The organism is Williamsia sp. Leaf354, assembly GCF_001424365.1.
In the GTDB taxonomy this organism is placed as follows: domain Bacteria; phylum Actinomycetota; class Actinomycetes; order Mycobacteriales; family Mycobacteriaceae; genus Williamsia_A.
Genome location: NZ_LMPL01000002.1, coordinates 221,970 through 245,796, shown reverse-complemented (window position 1 = coordinate 245,796; position 23,827 = coordinate 221,970). Strand labels below are relative to the sequence as shown.

The following is a 23,827-nucleotide window of genomic DNA, read 5'->3' as shown; positions in this document are numbered from 1 at the left end:
GTGGCCACGCCGGGACCCGTACCCGTCGATCCCCCCGAGGGCGCCCTGCCGCGGGCGGTTCTCTGGGACATGGACGGGACGCTGCTGGACTCTGAGAAGCTGTGGGACGTGGCGATGGCCGAGCTCGCGGTACGGCTCGGCGCGGTGATGACGGTGGAGTTGCGTCAGTCGACGCTGGGCAACTCCATGGTCGGCGCGATGACGAAGCTCTTCGACGCCGCCGGTGTGCCCGACGCGCAGCGTGACCTCGACGACCAGGCGCACTGGTTGCGGGGCCGGGTCGCAGAGCTGTTCGCCGACGGCATCCCGTGGCGGCCGGGCGCCGACGCAGCCCTGCGGACGATCGCTGCCGCGGGCATCCGGATGGTGCTGGTGACCAACACCGAACGCGACCTCACCGAGCGGGCGCTGCCCACCATCGGCAAGCACCGGTTCGCGCACACCCTGTGCGGCGACGAGGTGGCCGAGGGCAAACCTGCACCCGACCTCTATCTCGCCGCGGCGCGGGCGGCCGGGGTGTCGCCGGCGGACTGCCTGGCCATCGAGGACTCACCGACCGGTGCCACGGCCGCCGGGGCGGCGGGCTGTCCGACGCTGGTCGTCCCGTCCGACGCCGAGGTCCCGCAGGCCCCGGGACGGACGTTCCGCGAGAGTCTCGTGGGTCTCGACATGGCCGGGGTGTCGGACGCCTGGCGTCGCGGTCGGGCCGCCCATGCGGTCATGGGAGACTGATTTCCCGTGAAGACCTTCGACGACCTCTTTGCCGAGCTCACCGAGCGTGCCGCGACCCGCCCGGAGGGCAGCGGGACGGTCGCCGCGCTCGACGCCGGCGTGCACACCCTCGGGAAGAAGATCATCGAGGAGGCCGGCGAGGTGTGGCTGGCCGCCGAGCACGAGTCGGACGAGTCGCTCGGCGAGGAGATATCTCAGTTGCTCTACTGGCTGCAGGTGATGATGATCAAACGTGGTCTCACACCGGCCGACGTGTACCGGTACCTGTAGACACCTCGTTCACCACAGCCCGACCGTCACGTCCCTCACGAAGGAAATCGATCACATGCTGCGCGTAGCCGTGCCGAACAAAGGCGCCCTGTCGGAATCGGCCGCGGCCATGCTCGCCGAGGCGGGCTACCGCCGACGCACCGACGCCAAGGACCTGACCGTCCTCGACTCCGCCAACGACGTCGAGTTCTTCTTCCTGCGTCCCAAGGACATCGCGATCTACGTCGGGTCGGGAGAGCTCGATCTCGGCATCACCGGACGCGACCTCGCCTGGGATTCGCAGGCACCGGTCACCGAGAGCCTGTCGCTGGGCTTCGGCGCGTCGACCTTCCGCTACGCCGGTCCTGTCGACACCGAGATGACCGAGGCCGACCTGTCGGGGCGCCGGATCGCGACATCGTTCGCCAACATCGTGCGCGCCGACCTCGACCGGCGCGGCATCACCGCCGAGATCATCCGGCTCGACGGTGCCGTCGAGATCTCCATCCAGCTCGGTCTCGCCGACGCCATCGCCGACGTCGTCGGGTCGGGACGCACACTGCGTCAACACAATCTGCAGGCGTTCGGAGAGGTGATGTGCCAGTCGGAGGCCGTGCTCATCCACGGCGCCGACGTCGCGCCGTCCCGCGCCGCCGAACAGCTCATCAAGCGCATCGAGGGCGTCGTCGTCGGTCAGCAGTACGTGATGATGGACTACGACTGCCGCAAGGACCTGCTCGACGCCGCGGTCGCGATCACCCCCGGGCTGGAATCACCCACCGTCGCACCGATGGCCGACGACAACTGGGTCGCCGTCCGCGCCATGGTCCCGAGGGCGGGACACCAGTCGGTGATGGACGACCTCTCGGCCATGGGCGCCAAGGCCATCCTGGCCAGCGACATCCGCTCCTGCCGGTTCTGACCGACCGCGGGTCCGTCAGCCCGCGCGCGTGATGAGAATCGTCTGACTGGACCGACCCAGCGAGCCGTCGTCGTCGAACAGATCGGCCGCCGTATAGCCGAATCCGTGTGCCCCGCCGACCATCGCGGCGTCGATGCCGGTCCAGTCGCCGGTCGGTGCACGGCGCAGGTGGATGGTGGTGTCGGTGTTCATCCACGTCCACTCCGACGGCGAGAGCGTGGAGCCCAGTCCGTTCGCGACGTCGACCATGCAACAGGTGCGCACCAGTGGTGTGGCGGTCTCCCCGGCGACGATGTCGACGGCGGGCCGCAGCCACGCCAGTCGAGGTCGATCCGGGTCGGTGGAGGCGCGGAACTCGACGGTCGAGATGAAACCCGATGCACCCCAACCGGCGTCGAGCCACGTGGGCAGCTCGCCGATCGTGTCGTCGCCGGCGGCGGGCACGGACGGGGACTCGACGGGCGCCGCGACCGCGGCGGTGTCGGAGGTGGCGATCAACCAGGCGGTGGCGCGAGCGGCGGTCCGGAAGTCACCGGAGGCGGTCTGCACGTCGAGTTCGGCCTGCACCTGCGCGATCTGTCGGCCCGGGCGGATGACCTGCGCGCGAACGCGGTTCTCCGACAGTCCGATCGCACCGAGGATGTCGACGGTGACCCGTGACATCGCCAGGTGCGCGGGCATGTCCAGGTTCTCGATCGCGCGGACCATCAGCGCAGACGGCGGGCCGCCGTGCTGGATGGTGTCGGTCCACACACTGACCGACTCGGCGGTCGGCATGAGGTGTTCCCAGCCGTCGTCGGCGCCGAGCGGCACGTAGTAGCCGCGCGGGGCCGTTCCGGGGGCGGTCACGAGGCGAGGTGGTCGGCGGCGGTGTCCTCGGTGGGCGTGCCGGGCCATCCGGGGTATGGCGGTATCTCGCCGCCGAACTCGGGGCAGCGGGCCTTGTGATCGCACCAGGTGCACATCCGCGATCGCTTCGGCCGGAAGTCGCCGGTGGCCCCGGCATCGAGGATGGCCCGCCAGATCGCGGTGAGGGTGCCTGCGAACCGTTCGAGTTCCTCGGCGTCGGGGGTGTAGCGCAGTTCCTGGCCGTCGGCGAGGTACATCAGCTGCAGACGTGCGGGGACGACGCCCCGCAGCCGCATGATGGCCAGGGCGTAGAACTTCATCTGGAACAGCGCGCGGGCCTCGAACATCTCGCCGGGGGAGCGGCCGGTCTTGTAGTCGACGACGCGGACCTCGCCGGTCGGCGCGACGTCGATGCGGTCGACGAACCCGCGCAGGGCGACGTCGTCGGCGATGTCGATCTCGATGCGCATCTCGCACGCCTGCGCGTCGAACGCCGTCGGGTCCTCCATCGTGTAGTACGTGGCGATGAGACGGTGCGCCTCGGCGAGGAACGCCGGGACGTCGGCCTCGGCGACCAGCGACCGCAACTCGGGGTCCTTCTCGCACAGCACATCCCACGCGGCCTCGACGAGTACGTCGGCGGTGTCGGCGGTACGCAGCGGCGCGGGGAGGTCGAACAGGTTCTCCAGCGCCGAGTGCACGACGGTGCCGCGGACCTGCGCGGTCGTCGACGCCTCGGGGAACCGGTCGATCGCGCGGTATCGGTACAGCAGGGGACACTGTTTGAAATCCGCCGCGCGCGACGGCGACAAAGCCGGTCTGCGCGGCCCCTCGGGGGCGGGATCGACCAGGGGTGCGGGGTGTGTCGCCGTGGGGTTGTGGTCTGACGCCGTGCTCACACCTGGCAGGGTATGCCTGATGTACGACACAGCCGCACAGGACGCGACCGGCGACCCGATCGCGGCCGCCTCGGCGTTCACCGTCGGCGACCGCGTCCAGCTGACCGACACCAAGGGCCGCAAGTTCACCGTCCACCTCGAGACGGGTGGCAGCTTCCACACCCACCACGGCGCGATCGCGCACGACGACCTCATCGGCACCGACGAGGGCACCATCGTCTCCTCGACCCGCGGCGCCCAGTACCTGGCCCTCCGTCCGCTGCTGACCGACTACGTGTTGTCGATGCCGCGCGGTGCTCAGGTGATCTACCCCAAGGACGCCGCGCAGATCGTCACCGAGGGCGACATCTATCCCGGCAGTGTCGTGCTCGAGGCCGGCGCCGGATCTGGTGCGCTGACGTGTTCACTGCTGCGCGCGGTCGGCCCCCAGGGGCGGGTGCTGTCTTACGAGGTCCGCGAGGACCACGCCGAGCACGCGGTGCGCAACGTCGAGACCTTCTTCGGTGAACGCCCGGCGAACTGGGAACTCACCGTCGCCGACATCGTCGACTTCGCCGCCACGGCGGACGCCGCGGCGTCGGTCGACCGCGTGATCCTCGACATGTTGGCGCCGTGGGAGACCCTCGACGCCGTGTCGTCGGTGTTGCGGCCCGGCGGCGTGCTCGTGGTTTATGTGGCGACCGTCACACAGCTCTCCCGGGTGGTCGAAGCCCTGCGTGAGCAGCAGTGTTGGACCGAACCGCGGTCGTGGGAGACCATGCTGCGCGAGTGGAACGTGGTCGGCCTGGCCGTCCGCCCGTCGCACAAGATGCAAGGTCACACCGCGTTTCTCGTGACCGCACGACGCCTCGCTCCGGGGACGGTCACCCTCCGGCCCCAGCGCCGCTCCAACAAGGGGTCCAACGACCGCTGAACCGTCGGGCGAGCGGTGGGCGTCGTCCCAGTTAACGAGACGTCAACGTCGAACGTCGTGGCATGCGGGGCATGTCGCCCCGCACGCCGGTAGCGTGGGGTAACGGTGAAACCGATGGTGTTCCGCCGGGGAGAGGAGTCAGCAATGACCGAATCCGATCGCCACGACCCCGCAGGCGCGCAGAAATCGACCGCGCGCTCGACAGGCTCAGGCAACGCCCCCATGCCCGATACCGGGAACCGCGGTCTGAATGTCCCGCCGGACTCGACCGACACCGACCCGCAGACGCGCATCGAGACGCTGACCGCACGCAACGCGAAGCTGCTCGACACCCTCAAGGACGCACGCCAGCAACTCCTGGCGCTCCGCGAGGAGGTCGACCGTCTCGGCCAGCCGCCGAGCGGCTACGGCGTGCTGCTCGACACCTACGAGGACTCCACGGTCGACGTGTTCACCTCGGGCCGCAAGATGCGCCTCACGATCTCGCCGAACATCGAGGTCGAGTCGCTCAAACGCGGTCAGACACTGCGCCTGAACGAGGCCCTCACCATCGTCGAGGCACTCGCGTTCGACTCCGTCGGCGAGATCAGCACCCTGCGCGAGGTCCTCGGGACCGGCGACCGCGCCCTCGTGGTGGGTCACGCCGACGAGGAACGCGTCGTCTGGCTGGCCGAGCCCCTCATGGGCGAGGTCGACGGCGAGGACGGCCACCGCCGCAAACTCCGCCCGGGCGACTCGCTGCTCGTCGACACCAAGGCCGGTTTCGCGTTCGAGCGCGTCCCGAAGGCCGAGGTCGAGGACCTCGTGCTCGAGGAGGTGCCCGACGTCGGCTACGAGGACATCGGTGGTCTCGGCCGCCAGATCGAGCAGATCCGCGACGCCGTGGAGCTGCCGTTCCTGCACAAGGACCTGTTCCGCGACTACTCGCTGCGCCCGCCGAAGGGCGTCCTGCTCTACGGCCCTCCCGGCTGCGGCAAGACGCTCATCGCCAAGGCCGTCGCCAACTCGCTGGCCAAGAAGATCGCCCTGGCCCGCGGCGACGACGCCCGCGAGGCGAAGTCGTACTTCCTCAACATCAAGGGCCCCGAGCTCCTCAACAAGTTCGTCGGCGAGACCGAGCGGCACATCCGCCTGATCTTCCAGCGGGCTCGCGAGAAGGCCTCCGAGGGCACCCCGGTCATCGTGTTCTTCGACGAGATGGACTCGATCTTCCGCACCCGCGGATCCGGCGTCTCCTCCGACGTCGAGACCACCGTCGTGCCGCAGCTGTTGAGCGAGATCGACGGCGTCGAGGGCCTCGAGAACGTCATCGTGATCGGTGCGTCGAACCGCGAGGACATGATCGACCCCGCGATCCTGCGTCCCGGGCGCCTCGACGTGAAGATCAAGATCGAGCGACCCGATGCCGAGTCGGCGATCGACATCTTCTCGAAGTACCTCGTCGACACCCTGCCGATCCACTCCGACGACATCGAGGAGTTCGGTGGCGACCGCGCCGCGTGCATCGCCGCGATGATCGAGCGCGTCGTGGAGAAGATGTACGCCGAGAACGACGACAACCGCTTCCTCGAGGTGACCTACGCCAACGGCGACAAAGAGGTCATGTACTTCAAGGACTTCAACTCCGGCGCGATGATCCAGAACGTCGTCGACCGGTCGAAGAAGTACGCGATCAAGTCGCAGCTCGAGACGGGCACACCGGGCCTGCGCGTGCAGCACCTGTTCGACTCGATCCTCGACGAGTTCGCCGAGAACGAGGACCTGCCGAACACCACCAATCCCGATGACTGGGCCCGCATCTCGGGCAAGAAGGGCGAGCGGATCGTCTACATCCGCACGTTGGTCACCGGCAAGAGCGCCGGCGCCAGCCGCGCGATCGACACCGAGACGAACACCGGCCAGTACCTGTAGGTCTCGTCGCAGCCTCTAGGCTCGGGGCATGCAACGAATCATCGGCACCGAGGTCGAATACGGCATCTCCGCACCCAACGAGGCGGGCGCCAATCCGATCATGACCTCGACGCAGGCGGTTCTCGCGTATGCCGCGGCGGCGGGCGTGCCCCGGGCGAAGCGGACGCGGTGGGACTACGAGGTCGAGTCGCCGCTGCGCGACGCACGCGGTTTCGATCTCGGTCGGGGTTCGGGTCCCGCGCCGATCATCGACGCCGACGAGGTCGGTGCGGCGAACATGATCCTCACCAACGGTGCCCGGCTCTACGTCGACCACGCGCACCCTGAGTACTCCGCGCCCGAGGTCACCGATCCGATGGACGCGGTGATCTGGGACAAGGCCGGCGAGAGGGTGATGGAGGCCGCGGCACGCCACGTCGCGAGCGTCCCCGGCGCGCCGAAGTTGCAGCTGTACAAGAACAACATCGACGGCAAGGGCGCCTCGTACGGCACCCACGAGAACTACCTGATGGCCCGCGACACCCCGTTCACCTCGGTGATCACCGGTCTCACACCGTTCTTCGCGACACGCCAGGTGTTCACCGGCTCGGGTCGGGTGGGCATCGGCCAGTCCGGCGACGACCCCGGCTTCCAGCTGTCGCAACGCGCCGACTACATCGAGGTCGAGGTCGGACTCGAGACCACCCTCAAGCGGGGCATCATCAACACCCGCGATGAGCCGCACGCCGACCCCGATCGCTACCGGCGGCTCCACGTGATCATCGGCGACGCGAACCTCGCCGAGACCGCCACCTATCTCAAGGTGGGCACCGCGTCGCTGGTCCTCGACATCATCGAGGGTGGTGTGGACCTGAGCGACCTCGAGCTCGCCCGCCCCGTCACCGCGGTGCACAAGATCAGCCACGACCCCACCCTGACCCAGACCGTCGCACTGGCCGACGGACGTGAGATGACCGCTCTTGCGGTACAGCGGATCTACCACGAGCGGTGCGCCGAGTTCTTCCGAACGCGCGGCGGTGACGACCCTCGTGCGCAGCACGTCCTCGACACCTGGATCGACGTCCTGGACCGCCTCGAACGCGATCCGATGGAGTGTTCGGACATCCTCGACTGGCCGGCCAAGCTGCGACTGCTGGAGGGGTTCCGCAACCGCGAGGGCCTTGCATGGTCGGCGCCGCGACTGCAACTCGTCGACCTGCAGTACTCCGACGTCCGCCTCGACAAGGGGCTCTACAACCGGCTCGTCGCGCGCGGGTCGATGAAGCGACTGGTCACCGAGGCGCAGGTCATGGACGCCGTGTCGTCGCCGCCGGAGAACACCCGTGCGTACTTCCGCGGTGAGTGCCTGCGGCGGTTCGGTGCCGACATCGCGGCCGCGAGCTGGGATTCGGTGATCTTCGACCTCGGCGGCGACTCGCTCGTGCGGATCCCGACCCTCGAGCCGCTGCGGGGCAGCAAGGCCCACGTGGGAGCGCTCCTCGACTCGGTCGACTCCGCCGCCGAGCTGGTCGACCAGCTGACCAACTGACCTCGCGCGGGGTTCTCACGGGAGGTGGCGGTGGGTCGGCCACGCGGGCGACCCTTTCCGACATCGGCCCCGGTAGGGTGTTCCTACGGACCTTCCCGACGTGACGCCGGGTGAAGTCGCAGGCTCAAGGAGGCAGCAATGGCGCAGGAACAGACGAGGCGTAGCGGTGGCGGGGACGACGACTCCGGTACCGGTCCCGACACGAGTGCCGGCCAGGAACGTCGCGAGAAGCTCGCCGACGACACCGATGACCTCCTCGACGAGATCGACGACGTGCTCGAGGAGAACGCCGAGGACTTCGTGCGCGCCTATGTGCAGAAGGGCGGCCAGTGAGCGATCCGGTCACCTCGCTCGGTCGAGATCTCTCCTCGTTCTCCGATCATCTGCGGCGCAACGCGCCGGAACTGTTGCCCGACAGTCGATTCACCGCCTCGAACGGCGCTGACCTGATCCCGCACGGCACCACCATCGTCGCGGTCAACTTCCCCGGCGGGGTGCTGATCGCCGGTGATCGTCGCGCGACCGCGGGCAACATGATCGCCAGCCGCGACATCCGCAAGGTGTTCGTCACCGACGAGTACTCCGCGGCCGGCATCGCCGGAACCGCGGGCATCGCGGTGGAGATGGTCCGGTTGTTCGCGGTGGAGCTCGAGCACTACGAGAAGATCGAGGGCATCCCGCTCACACTCGACGGCAAGGTCAACCGCCTCGCCGCCATGGTCCGGTCGAATCTCGGTGCGGCCATGCAGGGTCTGGCCGCCATCCCGATGCTCGTCGGTTACGACGCCGACGGTGACGACAGCAAGGGGGCCGACGAGAACCGTCGGGGACGCATCTTCTCCTTCGACGTCGCCGGTGACCGGCACGAGGAGTTCGGTGGTTTCCAGGCCATCGGTTCGGGTTCGGTGTTCGCGAAGTCGGCGTTGAAGAAGCTCTACCGTCCCGATCTCGACACCGACTCGGCCCTGTCGATCGCCGTCGAGTCGCTGTTCGACGCGGCCGACGACGATTCCGCCACCGGCGGACCGGATCTCGTGCGCCGCATCGTCCCGACGGCGGTCGTGATCGGTCGCGACGGCGCACAGGAGATCGCCGCCGACCGCATCGAGGAGGCCGCTCGCGCGGTCATCGCGCAACGGACCGCGGCCAACGAGGCCGCTCCGTGGGGAGGCACGGTATGACGTTCCCGTACTACGCCAGTGCCGAGCAGATCATGCGCGACCGCTCGGAGTTGGCCCGCAAGGGAATCGCCCGCGGCCGCAGCGTCATCGTCCTCACCTACGCCGACGGCGTGCTGTTCGTGGCCGAGAACCCGTCGAACGCACTCCGCAAGGTCTCCGAGATCTACGACCGCATCGGGTTCGCCGCGGTCGGCAAGTACAACGAGTTCGAGAGCCTGCGCAAGGCGGGGATCCAGCACGCCGACATGCGCGGTTACAGCTACGACCGCGCCGACGTGAGCGGGCTGTCGCTCGCCAACGCCTACGCCAACACCCTCGGCTCGGTGTTCACCGAGCAGGCCAAGCCGTTCGAGGTCGAACTGTGCGTCGCCGAGATCGGCCCGTTCGGGAGCACGAAACCCGCTCAGCTGTACCGCATCACCTACGACGGCTCGATCAACGACGAGACCCGTTTCCTGGTGATGGGTGGCGCGAACGAGGCCATCTCCACGGCCATGAAGGACGGCTACGTCGCCGACTCCGACCTCACGACGGCCCTCACGACAGCAGTGGCGGCACTGGGTTCCCCGGCCGCACCGGCGAACGGGTCCTCGGCCCCGACACCCGAGCCGCGCGTACTCACCGCGGGGGATCTCGAGGTCGCGACCCTCGACCGCAACCGACCGCGCCGCGCGTTCCGACGCCTGTCGGCCGACGCGGTGGCGGCCATGCTGCCGACACCGGCGCCGACATCCGACCCCACCGGCGGCGAGTCGACCGCGGAGTAGGACGTCCCGGCATCGCGCCACACGACGGGCCCTCCTCGGCGGGAACCGACCCGCTCACCCCTGCACCGGTAGGGTTGAGCGAGTGGAACGACGAATCATGGGCATCGAGACAGAATTCGGTGTGACCTGCACTTTTCATGGTCATCGACGCCTGAGCCCGGACGAGGTCGCGCGGTATCTGTTCCGGCGGGTGGTGTCGTGGGGCCGATCGTCGAACGTGTTCCTGCAGAACGGCGCGCGTCTCTACCTCGATGTGGGTTCGCACCCCGAGTACGCGACCGCCGAGTGCGACAGCCTCGTACAGCTCATCAACCACGATCGCGCCGGCGAACTGGTGCTCGAGGAGCTCCTGATCGACGCCGAGCGGCGTCTCGCCGACGAGGGCATCGGCGGCGACATCTACCTGTTCAAGAACAACACCGACTCGGCGGGCAACTCCTACGGCTGCCACGAGAACTACCTCGTGGTGCGCGCCGGCGAGTTCTCCCGGATCTCCGATGTGCTGTTGCCGTTCCTCGTGACCCGGCAGCTGATCTGCGGCGCCGGCAAGGTGCTGCAGACCCCGAAGGCGGCCACCTACTGCCTGTCGCAGCGCGCCGAGCACATCTGGGAGGGCGTCTCCTCGGCGACCACGCGCTCGCGGCCCATCATCAACACCCGCGACGAACCGCACGCCGACGCCGAGAAGTACCGCCGACTCCACGTCATCGTGGGCGACTCGAACATGGCCGAGACCACCACCATGCTCAAGGTCGGCACCGCGGCACTGGTGCTCGAGATGATCGAGGCCGGCGTGGCGTTCCGCGACTTCGCCCTGGACAACCCGATCCGCGCGATCCGCGAGGTCAGCCACGACACCACCGGGCGCCGTCCGGTACGGCTCGCCGGCGGACGCCAGGCCAGCGCGCTGGACATCCAGCGCGAGTACCACGCGCGGGCCGTCGAGCACCTACGCAACCGCAAGCCCGATCCCGAGATGGACCTCGTCGTCGACCTGTGGGGCCGCACCCTCGACGCGGTCGAGAGCCAGGACTTCTCCTCGGTCGACACCGAGATCGACTGGGTGATCAAGCGCAAGCTCTTCCAGCGCTACATCGACCGCTACGACATGGACATGTCGGACCCGAAGATCGCCCAGCTCGACCTCGCCTTCCACGACATCAAGCGCGGCCGTGGCGTTTTCGACCTGCTCTCCCGCAAGGGACTGGTCAAGCGGGTCACCACCGACGAGGCCATCGCCGCCGCGGTCGACGAGCCCCCGCAGACCACCCGCGCAAAACTGCGCGGCGACTTCATCTCGGCGGCACAGAAGGCGGGTCGCGATTTCACCGTCGACTGGGTGCACCTCAAGCTCAACGACCAGGCCCAGCGCACCGTGCTGTGCAAGGACCCGTTCCGCAACGTCGACGAGCGCGTCGACCGCCTGATTGCGTCGATGTAGGTCGGCGGTGTCCTAGGCTTGGCGGCGATGGCCACCACCAAAGTCGAACGTCTGATGAACCTGGTGATCTGCCTGCTGGCGAGCCCACGGTTCGTGACGGCCGAGCAGATCCGCAGCAGCGTCACCGGCTACGGCGAGTCGAGGTCCGACGAGGCCTTCAACCGCATGTTCGAGCGCGACAAGACCGAACTGCGCGACCTCGGTATCCCCTTGGAGACCGGTCGCGACTCGGCGTTCAGCGACACCGACGGGTACCGCATCAACCGCGATGCCTACGAACTGCCGGCGATCGCGCTCGACCGCGACGAGGCCGCCGCGGTCACCATGGCCGCCGCGCTGTGGGACACCCCGACGATGGCCGCCGCGGCCCGCGGCGCTCTGCTCAAACTGCGCGCCGGTGGTGTCGAACTGGGCGCGGATTCGGCCCTCGACGTCGGCGTGCACAGTGCCGCACCCCGATCGATGGGGTCCGAGGCGGTGCTCGCCGCCCTGCTCGCCGCGATCGACCACGGCCGCGGCGTCACCTTCGAACACCGACCGACCCGCACCCGCCCGGTGGCCACTCGACACCTCGAACCGTGGGGCGTCGTGACCCACCGGGGTCGGTGGTACGTGGTGGGCCACGACCTGGAGCGCGGCGAGACCCGTACGTTCCGACTGTCGCGCATCTCCGAACCGGTGGTCGAGACCGACCAGGTCGTGCACCGTCCCGAAGGCGTCGACCTCCGCGAGGTCGTGGCCGCGGCCGTGGGTTTCGGCGACGGCGCCCACACCCGCTCGGCCACCGTCTGGGTGGCCGATGGTCGCGCGGAGGGGATGCGGCGGTCGGCGGTGTCGTCGGAGCCGCGTGAGCTCGGGGGACGCAGCGGATCGGCACTGCGAATCGAGGGCTGGACCGTCGACTCGCTGGCCCGTCAGGTGCTCGGCGCCGGTGCCGACGCGGTGGTGCTCGAACCGGCCGATCTGCGGGATCGCGTGATCGCCGACCTGCGCACGCTCGCCGCCGAGGTGACGGCATGACCGCCCCCGCGCCGTCGCGCCTGAGCCGCCTGTTGGCGATGGTCCCGTACTTCCTGGCGCATCCGGGCACCAGCGCCGACGAGGCCGCGGCCGACCTCGGGGTCACGCCGAAAGAGGTGATGGCCGACCTGAACCAGCTGTGGATGTGCGGTCTGCCCGGCTACACCCCGGGCGATCTCATCGACCTCGATTTCAGCGAGGAGAGCATCCAGGTCACGTTCTCGGCCGGGATCGACCGGCCCCTGCGGCTCACCCCGACCGAGGCATCGGTGCTGCTGGTCGCGTTGCGCGCACTCATCGACATGCGCGGCGTGCTCGACCCCGAGGCCGCGCGGCGGGCGATCGCCAAGGTCGAGCGGGCCGTCGGCAGCGCGCGTGACCCCGGAGATCCCGATGTGCGGACAGGAGCGGGGGAGCCGTCCGACGCCGCCGAGACCACCGACGTCTCCGCTCCGATGGCCGCGGTCCGCGACGCGGTGCGGGGATCGCGTGCGGTGTGGATCCGGTACTACTCGGCATCGCGCGACGCGGTGTCCGAGCGCATCGTCGACCCGGTGCGGATCGTCGCCGTCGACGGCAACAGCTACCTCGAGGGGTGGTGTCGGCAGAGTGCGGGGATCCGCCTGTTCCGCCTCGACCGTGTCGACGAGGCGCGCGTGCTCGACGAACCCGCGACCGTCCCCGACGAGCCCGATCCCGAGGCCACCCTCGCCCTCTTCAACGCCGACCCGCAGCTCCCCACGGCGCTCATCACCATCGACCCGTCGGTCGTGTGGGTCATGGACTACTACCTCATCGAGCCGCTCGACGACGTGGCCGAGACCGCCCCCGGCACCCACATCCGGGCGCAGATGACCTACGGCTCGGAGGACTGGCTCACCCGCTTCGTGCTGGGGTTCGGGGGCCGCATCCGCCTGATGAATGCGCCGGGTGCCGCCGGCGAGGTGACCCGCCGCGCCGCCGACGCACTGGCCGCCTACGACGGGCCCACCCGGTGACGCATCGGCTCGGCTGTCGTCGCGCGGTCGCACGGGTCGTGTCCGGTAGCATCGGCAGCAACCAACCCCGGAGGTCTTGACATGGGCGCCATCCAGCCGTGGCACATCATCATCGTGGTGATCGTGTTCCTGATCCTGTTCGGATCGAAGAAGCTCCCGGACGCCGCTCGCGGCCTGGGCCGGTCGATGCGCATCTTCAAGAGCGAGGTGAAGGAGATGCAGAACGACGGCAAGGATTCCTCCGCCGACACCAAGAACGACGACTCCGACGCCGACGTCACGCCGCGTCAGATCACCCCGCCCTCGCCCACCGACGCCACCCACGAGACCGACAACCAGCGTCGCAGCGCCTGATCGGGACGACGGTCGGCTGACCTACAGCGTCGTCCGACCGTGCCGGGGACACCCGGCGAACCGGTGTACCGCCGGCCGCGACGTGCCCGTCGCCGGCCGCCACCGACCGTCACGTGAGGAACCGAGACCCGCACCGTGCGCATTCCCCTTGATCCACGTCGTCGACGTGTGAAGGTCAATCCCGACGGCACCATGTCGCTCGTCGAGCACCTCTACGAACTGCGTCGACGCCTCCTGATCTCGGTTCTGGCCATCAGCCTGACCACCATCATCGGATTCGTCTGGTACTCGTACGGGTTCCTGCACATCGAGTCGCTCGGCGAACTGCTCCGCGGTCCGTATTGCGCGCTGCCCGAGAGCGCCCGGGCGACGCTGACGCCGGGCAACGAATGTCGACTCCTCGCGACCGGTCCGTTCGACCAGTTCATGCTTCGACTCAAGGTCGGTCTCACCGCGGGTGTGGTGCTGGCGTGCCCCATCTGGTTCTTCCAGATCTGGCAGTTCATCACCCCGGGTCTGCACCAGAACGAGCGCCGCTACGGGATGGGGTTCGTCACCGTCGCCGCGACCCTCTTCGTCACCGGCGCCATCCTCGCCTACCTGGTGGTCGCCAAGGCGTTCCACTTCCTGCTCACCGTCGGTGACAACGTCCAGGTCACCGCGCTCGCCGGCGACCAATACTTCAACTTCATCCTCCATCTGCTCGTCATCTTCGGCGTGAGCTTCGAACTCCCGCTGCTGGTGGTCGCACTCAACCTCATCGGGATCCTGACCTACGAGCGCCTCAAGGCATGGCGGCGCGGTCTCACCTTCGGTCTGTTCGTCTTCGCCGCCGTGGTGACCCCCGGTTCGGATCCCTTCACCATGCTGGCGCTCGCACTCGCGCTCACCGTGCTCTTCGAGTTCGCGGTGCAGTTCGCCCGCATCCACGACCGCCGCAAGGCCCGCCGTCTCGGCGAGGACTGGGCGGACCTCGACGACGACGAGGCCTCGCCGCTGGACCACCGCCCGGAGAAGGTCGGTGCGTCGACGGTCACCCACACCCCGGCGCCGGTGCGCGCCGGTGAGTTCGATGACATCCTCTGAGGCCGCCGGACCCTGGGACGACGACACCCCCTCGGGCCCCGACGCCGGTGCCCCGATGACCGAGGGAGCAGTCACCGAGGTGGTCGATCGCCCGCGGCTCCGTGAGTTCACCGATCGGCTGTCGTTCTCCCTCGACCCGTTCCAGCGGGAGTCGTGTGCGGCTCTCGAGGACGGCCACGGTGTGCTGGTCTGTGCGCCGACCGGTGCGGGCAAGACCATCGTCGGTGAGTTCGCGGTCCACCTGGCTCTGCAGGCCGGCACGAAATGCTTCTACACCACCCCGATCAAGGCGCTGAGCAACCAGAAGTACTCCGACCTCGTCGCGGTGCACGGCGCCGACTCCATCGGACTGCTGACCGGCGACAGCTCGATCAACCCCTACGCCCCGATCGTGGTGATGACCACCGAGGTCGTCCGCAACATGATCTACGCGAACTCGCCCGCGCTCGACGGTCTGTCACACGTCGTGATGGACGAGGTGCACTTCCTCGCCGACCGCTTCCGCGGCGCGGTGTGGGAGGAGGTGATCCTGCATCTCGATCCCGACGTGAAGCTGGTGAGCCTCTCGGCGACGGTGAGCAACGCCGAGGAGTTCGGCGACTGGATCAAGACCGTGCGCGGCGACACGACCGTCGTCGTCGACGACCACCGACCGATCCCGCTGTGGCAGCACATGATGGTCGGCAACCGCATCTTCGACCTGTTCGATCAGCGCATCCGTCCCGGCGAACGCCCGCAGGTCAACGGCGAGCTGACGCGCTACATCAAGCAGCGCGAGATGGTGGAGGACCACCAGCGCGCACACAGCGGTCGGGGTGCGCGTGGGCGGCCCCAACGTGGGCGTCCGACCGGCACCATCTCCCGACCCGACCTGATCGCCCGCCTCGACCGCGACGGGCTGCTCCCGGCGATCGGGTTCATCTTCTCCCGTGCGGGATGCGAGGCCGCGCTCGAACAGTGCGTGCGGTCCGGGTTGAACCTCCTCGAGCCAGACCAGGCCGAGCAGGTCGCCGAGGTCGTCGCCCGCTACACCGGTGAGTTCTCTCCGTCGGACCGCGAGATCCTGCGCGTCGACAGCTGGGAGAGCGGTCTCCGGCGCGGACTGGCCGCCCACCACGCGGGGATGCTGCCGGCGTTCCGGCACGCGGTCGAGGAGCTGTTCGTCCGCGGACTGGTCCGTGCGGTGTTCGCGACCGAGACCCTCGCGCTGGGGATCAACATGCCGGCCCGGTCGGTGGTGCTGGAGCGACTCGTCAAGTTCAACGGCGAGTCCCACGTCGACCTGACCCCCGGCGAGTTCACGCAGTTGACCGGTCGTGCCGGTCGCCGCGGCATCGACGTCGAAGGCCACGCGGTGGTCGTGTGGATGCCCGGCCTCGACCCGACACGGGTCGCCGGCCTGGCCGGTGCGCGGACCTTCCCGCTGCGCAGCTCCTTCGCGCCCGAGTACAACATGGCGATCAACCTCATCGGGCGCCTCGGGCTGGCCGGCGCCAAGAATCTCCTCGAGCGGTCGTTCGCGCAGTTCCAGACCGACCGCTCGGTGGTCGGCCAGCACAGGCAGATCGACAAGGCACGCGGCATCCTGCGCAAGATCGACACCGAACTCGTCGGCCGCGCAAGCGGTCTCGGCATCGACCCCGGTCGTCTCGCACCCGACGAGCCGGCCGGTGACGCGTCGGCCTACGACGGTTTCCTCGGATACATGACGCTGCGCGAGGACATCCGCACCCGGGAACGCGATCTGAAGTTCCACAAACGGATGACCCTGCAGGCCAACACCGTCGACGAGCTGTTCGGCCTCAAGCGCGGCCACGTGATCGGCCTCCACGGGGGTCGTCACCGCGGACTGGCCGTGGTGATCGAGCCGGCCAACGACCGCCGCGACCCCAAACCGCTCGTCCTGTGCGAGGACGGGTGGGCAGGCCGGGTCGGGGTCTCGGACTTCCTGAACCCACCCGAGGTCGTCGGCAACATGCGGTTGCCGCGACAGGTCGACCATCGCACGGGACGCGGCCGGCGTGATCTGGCGTCGTCGCTGCGCAACACCGGGCTGTCGGTGCCGAAGGGCCGCAACACCAAGCGTTCCCCGGCCGCCGACGACGGCGAACTGGCCGATCTGCGGGCTCGGCTCCGGGCGCATCCGGCGCATGAGCTGTCGAGCCACGACGACCTGTTCCGTCTCGCCGAGCGTCGCAATCGGTCGCTGCGCGAGATCACGAACCTGACGTCCTCGGTCGACACGCGGACCTCGACGCTGAGCGTCACCTTCGATCGCATCGTGGCCGTGCTCACCGAACTCGGTTACCTCCTGGCCGACGTCGATGCCGAGGGCGCGCCGCGCATGGTGGTCACCGAGTCCGGTTCGACACTGAGCCGCGTCTACAGCGAGAGCGACCTGCTGATCTGCGAGTGCATCCGCGCGGGCGTGTGGGATGCGATGACACCGCCGGAGCTCGCCGCGGTCGTCTCGTCGGTGGTCTACGAGTCGCGGCGCGACACGTACTCCGGACCCGACCTGGTCACCGGGAACCCGACTCTGCGCGAGACCCTCTCGGCGACCCACAAGCAGTGGCGCACGCTGTCGGCCCTGGAGAACCGACACGGCGTCGGCGTGACCCGCGAACCCGACGCGGGGTTCGCGACCGCGATGTACACGTGGGCGTCGGGCCGGTCGCTCGGCGAGGCATTGGCTGTCGCGGGTGAACGGGGGCGCCCGCTACCGGCGGGTGACTTCGTCCGGTGGTCGCGTCAGGTCATCGATCTCCTCGAGCAGATCCGCATGAGCGCCGGCGCCGAGGGGCGTCTGGCCCGGTCGGCGAAGTCGGCCGTGGGGTGCATCAAACGCGGCGTCGTCGCGGTCGAACTCGGCTGATCAGTCCCCGCCGGACGTCGGTGCTCGGGTCCCCGGCGACGACCGGGGTCTGCGGTATCTTCGGACCGGAGCACCGGCGGTGGAGCACCGTCGCGCACACTTATCGACTTGCGGAGGGCACCGATGAGCGACCCCCAGAACCCCGGTGGACAGCGGCCGGGCGACGACGCGCCCGGCGCACAACCCTGGGGACCTCCCGCCTACGGCCAGCCCTACCCGCCGAATCCGAACCCCTACGGCCAGAACGCACCCGACGGCAACCAGTACCCCGATCAGTACCCACCGAATCCGTACGGTCCACCACCCGGCAGCCCCTGGGGTGCGCCCCCGTCCGGTGGGCAGGGCTACGGGACACAGGGGTACAGCCAGCAGGGGTACGGGACACAGGGCCATGGGCAGCAGGGTTATGCGGACCCGAACCAGGGCGGGCAACCGAGTCCCTCGGCTCCGTGGACACCCCAGTACGGCCAGCAGCCCTATGGCGCACCGCAGCAGTCCCTTCCGGGCGGACAGGGGTCCGATCAGTTCGCGTCGATGGGCCGGGAGCCGCGTAAGCGCCGACCGGTGCAGATCGCCGTCGCCGGTGGGATCGTGGCCGTCGTCGTCGTGGTGCTCGCCATCACGGCGTTCGTCGCCCCGGGCTTCGCACTCACCAAGCAGCTCTCACAGTCCGCGGCCGAGTCGGGCGTGAAGTCGATCCTCGAGAAGGACTACAGCGCAACCGACGTGTCGTCGGTCAGCTGCCCCTCGGGCACCGATGTGAAGAAGGGCGCCAGCTTCACCTGCACCGCGACCGTCGCCGGGGCGCAGCAGAAGGTGTCGGTGACCTTCCTCGACGACGACGGCACCTACGAGGTCGGTCGCCCCAGCGCGAACTGAGGACCCGGCCCGACCCCCGGGCCCCTCCTCAGAAGCGTTCGTCCCACTCGAAGGCCTCGGCCACGCGGTTGACCGACGACCCGATGCCCAGTTCGGCCACGAGGGCGGCGAGCGCATCGGGGTCGGCCGGCGCCGCCGGGACCATGCCCACGGTGTCCCCGTCGACGGGCGCGTCGGTCCGCACGAACACCACCGTGCGGGCCGCGGTGAGATAGTCCGCTGCGTCGACGATGGAGGCGCGGATCCGGGGCGAGATCGCCTTGTGGCCGGCGCGTGCCGCCTCCTCGATGCCGTCGAGGGTCTCGAACTGCGCCAACAACTTCGCGGCCGTCTTCTCACCGACACCGGCCACCCCGGGCAACCCGTCGGACGGGTCGCCGCGCAGCATCGCCAGTTCGGCGTACGCGGTGCCGGGACGCCGCGGCGGTACCGAGTAGACCTTGGCCACCTCGGCGGGACCGAACTTCTCCGCGCGGTTCACGCCACGACCCACGTACAGCACACGCACCTCGACCGGGTCGTCGACGACCACCTGCAACAGGTCGCGGTCGCCGCTGACCACCACGACGGGGTCGTCGGTCTCGGCGTCGGCCAGGGTCCCGATCACGTCGTCGGCCTCGCACCCCGGCGCCCCCGACGACGCGATCCCGGCCGCGGCGAGGAAGGACATGATCATGTCGACCTGGGGGGTGAGGGTGTCGGGGACCTCCTCGACGAACTCCTCGCCGTCGGCGGCGGCCACCGTCTCGGCGACCCGATGCGCCTTGTAGGAGGGGATGAGGTCGACCCGGAACTGCGGACGCCAGTCGTAGTCGAGGCACACGACGAGTCGGTGTGGGGATTCACGCGTGGCGAGCACCGCGATCATGTCGAGGAATCCGCGGACGGCGTTGACCGGCCGCCCGTCGGGCGCGGTCAGTTTCTCGGGGAGTCCGTGGAACGCTCGGAACCACAGACTCGCACCGTCGAGCAGCATCACCGGGGCAGCCATGCACGACACTGTGCCAGATCAGCCCGGGCCCACGGGGCAACGATCCGCGAGGCGTCGTGCGGTGACCTACGGTGAACTCATGACCGATCAACGTTTCCCCGCAGAGGTCTACGCCGAACGGTTGGCCGGTGTCGCGGCGCACGCCGAGCGCGCCGGTGTCGACGCCGTGATCGTGGGCCCCGGACCGGATCTGGAGTACCTGACGGGTTCGCGCGCGAGCACCTTCGAACGGCTCACCGCGCTGGTGATCCCGAGTGTCGGGGCGAGCTGGGTGGTGGTTCCTCGTCTCGAACTCGCCGCGCTCCGCGCCTCGGCCGTGGGGGAGTTGGGGATCGAGACCCGCGACTGGGTCGACGGCCAGGACGCCTACGGACTCGCCCTGCAGGGGGTGGCCGATGACGCGACGGTGGCGGTCTCCGACTCGGTGCCCGCGTTGCATCTGATCCCGCTGGCCGATCGCCTGCGGTCGTTCCCCCGACTGGCGACGCCGATCCTGCGCACGCTGCGCATGGTCAAGGACGATGCGGAGATCGACGCGCTACGACGCGCGGGCGCCGCCATCGATCGCGTGCACGCGCGGGTGCCGCAGTGGCTGGTCGCCGGACGGACCGAACGCGATGTCGCCGCCGACATCACCGCCGCGATCCTCGAGGAGGGACACACCGAGGCGGCGTTCGTCATCGTCGGATCGGGACCCAACGGCGCCGATCCCCACCACGAGGTGTCCGACCGCGTGATCACCGACGGTGACGTGGTCGTGGTCGACATCGGCGGACCGGTGGCGCCGGGGTACAACTCGGACTCGACCCGGACCTACTGCGTCGGGGAGCCCGACGCATCGGTCGCCGAACGCATCGCCGTTCTCGAACGGGCGCAGCAGGCCGCGGTCGACGCCGTCGCGCCCGGCGTCACCGCACACCAGATCGATGCCGCCGCCCGCGACGTCCTCGCCGCCGCCGGCTACGGCGAGAACTTCATCCATCGCACGGGTCACGGCATCGGGTTGTCGGTGCACGAGGAGCCCTACATCGTCGCCGGAAGCGACGAGCCCCTGCTGCAGGGCATGGCGTTCAGCGTCGAGCCGGGGATCTACTTCACCGGCGAGTGGGGCGCACGCATCGAGGACATCGTGGTGGTGACCGCCGACGGGTGCGAGCCCATGAACACCCGGCCGCACGGGTTGACCCGCGTCTGAACGGTCACAAGGCTCGGCTGGTCACAGATCCGGGCGCGCCAGCACCTCGTCGACGAGGTCCTTCGCGTCCTTCAGACCCAACCCGGGGTGCGCTTCGCGGAGCTGACGGATCGCGTCGATCCGGTCGTCGGTCCCCGTCGTCACCGCGACGACGTCGTCGAAGGGCACCGTGGCGGGATTGACGCGCGGATAGGCGAGCGCGGGTCGGCTGCGACCGGTCATCCGTCGATAGCCGTCGACACCGATACCCGCCGCCAGCAGCACGGACACGATCGCGAGGAACACCCGGTAGACCGACGGGCTGTCGATGGCGTCGAACACGTAGCAGGCGGCGAGGTAGACGAACGCGACACCGAAGACGACGCCTGCGCCGGAATGGAGGAGTTCGCGGCGTCGTGTCACGCGGTGGTGTCCTCGGCGAACAGCGACTGCGATCCGAGCACGCGGGTCACCTCGATCTCGATGACGACGCGGCGCGGGTTGACCTTCGGCTGCCGGTAGCGCAACGCGTAGCGACGGACCGCCTCGGCGATGTCGTCGGCGTCGCGGCTGATCCGAGCGGGACCCTCCAACGTGAGCCACCGCGGCCCGTCGACGTGCGTGACCGCGGCATACCCGCCCCGATCGACGTTGCGCACCTTCTGGCTGCCCTCGAAGGTGATGACCCGCGCCAGGCTGCGTTCCGGCTCGTAGGTGACCCCCACGGCGACCGAATGCGGGGTGTTGTCGGCACGCAGCGTGGTGAGACTGGCCAGATGGCGATCGGTGAGGAACTCCAGGGCGGCGGGGGAGAGATCAGCTGCGGTACGGGGCACCCGTCGAGCCTATCCGCGACCTCGGTGCGTATGCCCGACTGTCATCCGCCGACCGTGCCGAAACACCGCGCCCACCGTGCCAAAATTTCTGCCACTTGCGCCCGCGATGGCAGCTGATGAAAGCAATCCGGGATGTTCCGCAGCAGGTGTTGCCAGAACGGGAAAGTGCTGTGAGTCGACCAGTTGACAGCGCTCCCCGTGCGATAGTCGGAGGATGGCCGCCACTTCCGTACACGTCATGGCGAAGGGGGAGAACGTCTCGCTGGCAACGATTGCCGGCGAGCCGCGTGTCTTCTGCGTCTTGATGCATTCCGCGTTCGGAGACAGGAACATCGACGGACCCGACGTCAGTGCACTCGCACTGGGACCCGATCACCGTGTTCGTTCCGATGACGACTTCATCTTCTACAACCAGGCCTCGTCCTCCGACGGCGCGATCCACATCGCAGACCGCACCGACAGCGACGAGATACGAACTGATTCGGTTGTTGTCGATCTCGACAAAATGAACGACGAGGTCGAGCGGGTTCTGGTGGTGGCGAGCCTTGACGAAAGCATTGCGACGACTTTCGACGTTGCGACGACGCTTCAGGTGATCCTCGCCGACGCCGCCGACGGAACCGACCTCGCATCGTTCGACGTCGTCCCGGACCCTCGCGTCACAGCTCTCATCTTCGCGGAGTTCTATCGTCGCGGCGACGAGTGGAAGTTCCGAACGGTCGGCCAGGGCTATGCCGGCGGATTACCCAGTCTGGCTGCGGAATACGGCGTCAACATCGAGGACTCGGCACCTGAACCCACCACCGAGGAGGTGGCCACCCCCGGCTCACCCTCGGCACCGAACGACGATTCCACACCCGTGCCGTCCGCCTCGGGGGGCCCGACCCGACTCACTGTCAAACGCGCGCAGCGCCCTCCCGTCCTTCCTGAATGGTCGATGAGCAGTTCTTTGACCGATGCGAGCGAGTGGGACGAGGCGCGCTTGTTCTCGGTGTCCGGGATCGGTTCGGGCACAGAACGAGAGCGACGAGCGGTATCCGCTCTGCTGGCGGTCGTCGGGGGCGTCAAGGAGTTCGGCCGAGAATTGACACGCAGGGTGGGTGCGCCGCCGGGAGCGGTCACCACCTACATCGAGCCCGAGTTCACCATCGACGGCGAGAAGTTTCGTCCAGATGGACTCATACGAATTCGTCGCGGACAGAGGGAGTGGACCGCACTTGTCGAGGCGAAGACGTCGAGCAATGCGCTTGCCTCCGATCAAGTCGAGCGCTACATCGCGGTCGCCAAGGCGAACTCCTTCGATGCGGTGGTCACCATCAGCAATCAATTGCTCGGCGGCCACGACGACTTTCCTGTCGAGATCGACAGGAGAAAGCTTCGAAAGGTCAGCCTCCACCATCTTTCGTGGGACGAGATCCGTTCGGTGGCCATTCAACTGTCAATGCACCACCGCATCGAGGACTTCACCCAGGGGTGGGTACTGCGCGAATTCGTGCGGTATCTCCAGCACGACCGTTCGGGACTCCACGGCTTCACCGACATGGGTCAGCTCTGGGTGCAAGTTCGGGACGGGGTGAAGAACAAGACCATCCATCCGAAGGACAAGGCAGCTGTCGATGTCTGTCATCAATTCGATCAACTCGTCCGCCACATCGGGCACGACCTCTCATGCCTTCTCGGTGTCGATGTGACGCCCAACTTCCCCCGTAATCGCGTCGACAGCACCTCCCGGGTCCAGCAGCTCACGGACTCGGGTGTGCTCTTCGGTTCTCTGCGTATCCCCGGCGCGACAGGACCCCTCACCGTCTCCATGGATCTTCGGTTGGAACGCGTCAGCTGCTCGACGACCGTGGACGCGGCGTCGAGCGCTCGAGCTGTGACCAGGGTCAAGGCCCTCCTTCGACAGCTTCCGGACGCACCCGTCAAGACGCTGATTCAAAGTCAGGTCTCCGGCCGCCAGTCGGTACCACCGCGGTCGGTCGAGCTCGGCAATCTGCGCGATGATCCTGCGGCGCTCACGAGAGACGACGAACGTCCGCCCCGAAGATTCGTGATCACCCTGTCCGGCCCGCTCGGTGGTCGGGGAGGAGCTGCCCGCGGAAACGTGGTGCACGCGACCGATGGACTCGTCTCGGAGTTCTATCGGGATGTCGTTCAAAACCTCCGTCAGCCCCGCCCCGAGATCGACCGCTGACCGGCAGGCCACGGAGGCGGTCACGAGG

At 68.6% G+C, this 23,827-nt stretch carries 23 protein-coding genes; 18 read left to right on the top strand and 5 right to left on the bottom strand.

Annotated features, from left to right (window positions below):
- From ASG12_RS09195 to hisG, 3 genes are read left to right on the top strand one after another with little or no spacing between them, the layout of a single operon-like run.
- Positions 1 to 732 (top strand): HAD family hydrolase, encoded by a 732-nt coding sequence (locus ASG12_RS09195; protein ID WP_268810440.1) that lies wholly within the window; start codon positions 1 to 3, stop codon positions 730 to 732.
- A gap of 6 nt (positions 733 to 738) precedes the next feature.
- A complete protein-coding gene (locus ASG12_RS09190; protein WP_045822783.1) occupies positions 739 to 1,002 on the top strand; it encodes a phosphoribosyl-ATP diphosphatase in 264 nt (87 codons plus the stop codon).
- 55 nt (positions 1,003 to 1,057) lie between these two features.
- Positions 1,058 to 1,903 (top strand): ATP phosphoribosyltransferase, encoded by an 846-nt coding sequence (hisG, locus tag ASG12_RS09185; RefSeq protein WP_055788445.1) that lies wholly within the window; start codon positions 1,058 to 1,060, stop codon positions 1,901 to 1,903.
- Between the two features lie 15 nt (positions 1,904 to 1,918).
- On the opposite strand, the gene ASG12_RS09180 is transcribed toward hisG, so the two are convergent.
- On the bottom strand, positions 1,919 to 2,752 hold the full coding sequence (locus ASG12_RS09180; RefSeq protein WP_055788442.1) for a thioesterase family protein: 834 nt from the start codon (positions 2,750 to 2,752) through the stop codon (positions 1,919 to 1,921).
- Positions 2,749 to 3,660 carry a RecB family exonuclease gene (locus ASG12_RS09175; protein WP_443089086.1) on the bottom strand — a complete coding sequence of 304 codons (912 nt, stop codon included), beginning with the start codon at positions 3,658 to 3,660 and terminating at the stop codon, positions 2,749 to 2,751. The genes ASG12_RS09180 and ASG12_RS09175 overlap by 4 nt, the downstream gene beginning before the upstream one ends.
- 10 nt (positions 3,661 to 3,670) lie before the next feature.
- On the opposite strand from ASG12_RS09175, the gene ASG12_RS09170 reads away from it, so the two are divergent.
- The 13 genes from ASG12_RS09170 to ASG12_RS22245 all read left to right on the top strand — a co-directional run bounded on the left by ASG12_RS09170 (position 3,671) and on the right by ASG12_RS22245 (position 18,604).
- Positions 3,671 to 4,564 (top strand): tRNA (adenine-N1)-methyltransferase, encoded by an 894-nt coding sequence (locus ASG12_RS09170; RefSeq protein WP_055788439.1) that lies wholly within the window; start codon positions 3,671 to 3,673, stop codon positions 4,562 to 4,564.
- A 144-nt stretch (positions 4,565 to 4,708) separates the two neighbouring features.
- Complete coding sequence (gene arc, locus ASG12_RS09165) at positions 4,709 to 6,475, top strand: proteasome ATPase (protein ID WP_055788436.1); 1,767 nt, start codon at positions 4,709 to 4,711, stop codon at positions 6,473 to 6,475.
- Positions 6,476 to 6,503: 28 nt separating this feature from the next.
- Positions 6,504 to 8,003 carry a depupylase/deamidase Dop gene (gene dop / locus ASG12_RS09160; protein WP_055788433.1) on the top strand — a complete coding sequence of 500 codons (1,500 nt, stop codon included), beginning with the start codon at positions 6,504 to 6,506 and terminating at the stop codon, positions 8,001 to 8,003.
- 138 nt (positions 8,004 to 8,141) lie between these two features.
- Positions 8,142 to 8,336 (top strand): ubiquitin-like protein Pup, encoded by a 195-nt coding sequence (locus tag ASG12_RS09155; protein ID WP_045822788.1) that lies wholly within the window; start codon positions 8,142 to 8,144, stop codon positions 8,334 to 8,336.
- Complete coding sequence (gene prcB, locus ASG12_RS09150; RefSeq protein ID WP_055788430.1) at positions 8,333 to 9,184, top strand: proteasome subunit beta; 852 nt, start codon at positions 8,333 to 8,335, stop codon at positions 9,182 to 9,184. Before ASG12_RS09155 ends, prcB begins: the two co-directional genes overlap by 4 nt.
- A complete protein-coding gene (prcA, locus tag ASG12_RS09145; protein ID WP_055788427.1) occupies positions 9,181 to 9,951 on the top strand; it encodes a proteasome subunit alpha in 771 nt (256 codons plus the stop codon). Before prcB ends, prcA begins: the two co-directional genes overlap by 4 nt.
- Before the next feature lie 82 nt (positions 9,952 to 10,033).
- Positions 10,034 to 11,392 (top strand): Pup--protein ligase, encoded by a 1,359-nt coding sequence (pafA, locus tag ASG12_RS09140; RefSeq protein ID WP_150116479.1) that lies wholly within the window; start codon positions 10,034 to 10,036, stop codon positions 11,390 to 11,392.
- Positions 11,393 to 11,419: 27 nt separating this feature from the next.
- Positions 11,420 to 12,412, top strand: a complete 993-nt coding sequence (locus ASG12_RS09135) for a helix-turn-helix transcriptional regulator (protein WP_055788424.1) — start codon at positions 11,420 to 11,422, stop codon at positions 12,410 to 12,412.
- The gene (locus ASG12_RS09130; protein ID WP_055788422.1) at positions 12,409 to 13,410 is read left to right on the top strand and encodes a helix-turn-helix transcriptional regulator; all 1,002 of its coding nucleotides are present in this window, start codon (positions 12,409 to 12,411) and stop codon (positions 13,408 to 13,410) included. Before ASG12_RS09135 ends, ASG12_RS09130 begins: the two co-directional genes overlap by 4 nt.
- An 81-nt stretch (positions 13,411 to 13,491) precedes the next feature.
- The gene (gene tatA, locus ASG12_RS09125; RefSeq protein WP_055788418.1) at positions 13,492 to 13,764 is read left to right on the top strand and encodes a Sec-independent protein translocase subunit TatA; all 273 of its coding nucleotides are present in this window, start codon (positions 13,492 to 13,494) and stop codon (positions 13,762 to 13,764) included.
- A gap of 135 nt (positions 13,765 to 13,899) precedes the next feature.
- The gene (tatC, locus tag ASG12_RS09120) at positions 13,900 to 14,850 is read left to right on the top strand and encodes a twin-arginine translocase subunit TatC (protein WP_055788411.1); all 951 of its coding nucleotides are present in this window, start codon (positions 13,900 to 13,902) and stop codon (positions 14,848 to 14,850) included.
- Between the two features lie 55 nt (positions 14,851 to 14,905).
- Entirely contained in the window at positions 14,906 to 17,725 is a 2,820-nt protein-coding gene (locus ASG12_RS09115) for a DEAD/DEAH box helicase (protein WP_055789394.1), read from the top strand.
- A gap of 123 nt (positions 17,726 to 17,848) precedes the next feature.
- Positions 17,849 to 18,604 (top strand): DUF4333 domain-containing protein, encoded by a 756-nt coding sequence (locus ASG12_RS22245; RefSeq protein ID WP_082501821.1) that lies wholly within the window; start codon positions 17,849 to 17,851, stop codon positions 18,602 to 18,604.
- Positions 18,605 to 18,632: 28 nt separating this feature from the next.
- Here the strand turns inward: ASG12_RS22245 and ASG12_RS09105 are convergent, their stop codons facing one another.
- A complete protein-coding gene (locus ASG12_RS09105) occupies positions 18,633 to 19,595 on the bottom strand; it encodes a 5'-3' exonuclease (RefSeq protein ID WP_055789391.1) in 963 nt (320 codons plus the stop codon).
- A gap of 79 nt (positions 19,596 to 19,674) precedes the next feature.
- Between ASG12_RS09105 and ASG12_RS09100 the strand changes: the two genes are divergently transcribed.
- Positions 19,675 to 20,790, top strand: a complete 1,116-nt coding sequence (locus ASG12_RS09100; RefSeq protein WP_055789388.1) for a M24 family metallopeptidase — start codon at positions 19,675 to 19,677, stop codon at positions 20,788 to 20,790.
- Positions 20,791 to 20,811: 21 nt separating this feature from the next.
- Here the strand turns inward: ASG12_RS09100 and ASG12_RS21895 are convergent, their stop codons facing one another.
- Both ASG12_RS21895 and ASG12_RS09090 read right to left on the bottom strand, forming a co-directional pair.
- A complete protein-coding gene (locus tag ASG12_RS21895) occupies positions 20,812 to 21,192 on the bottom strand; it encodes a ribosomal protein L7/L12 (protein WP_055788407.1) in 381 nt (126 codons plus the stop codon).
- Positions 21,189 to 21,605 (bottom strand): pyridoxamine 5'-phosphate oxidase family protein, encoded by a 417-nt coding sequence (locus ASG12_RS09090; RefSeq protein WP_055788404.1) that lies wholly within the window; start codon positions 21,603 to 21,605, stop codon positions 21,189 to 21,191. Before ASG12_RS09090 ends, ASG12_RS21895 begins: the two co-directional genes overlap by 4 nt.
- A 214-nt stretch (positions 21,606 to 21,819) precedes the next feature.
- Here ASG12_RS09090 and ASG12_RS09085 point away from each other — a divergent pair, with 214 nt between their 5' ends.
- The gene (locus ASG12_RS09085) at positions 21,820 to 23,799 is read left to right on the top strand and encodes a TerD family protein (protein ID WP_082501820.1); all 1,980 of its coding nucleotides are present in this window, start codon (positions 21,820 to 21,822) and stop codon (positions 23,797 to 23,799) included.
- Positions 23,800 to 23,827: the final 28 nt, after the last annotated feature.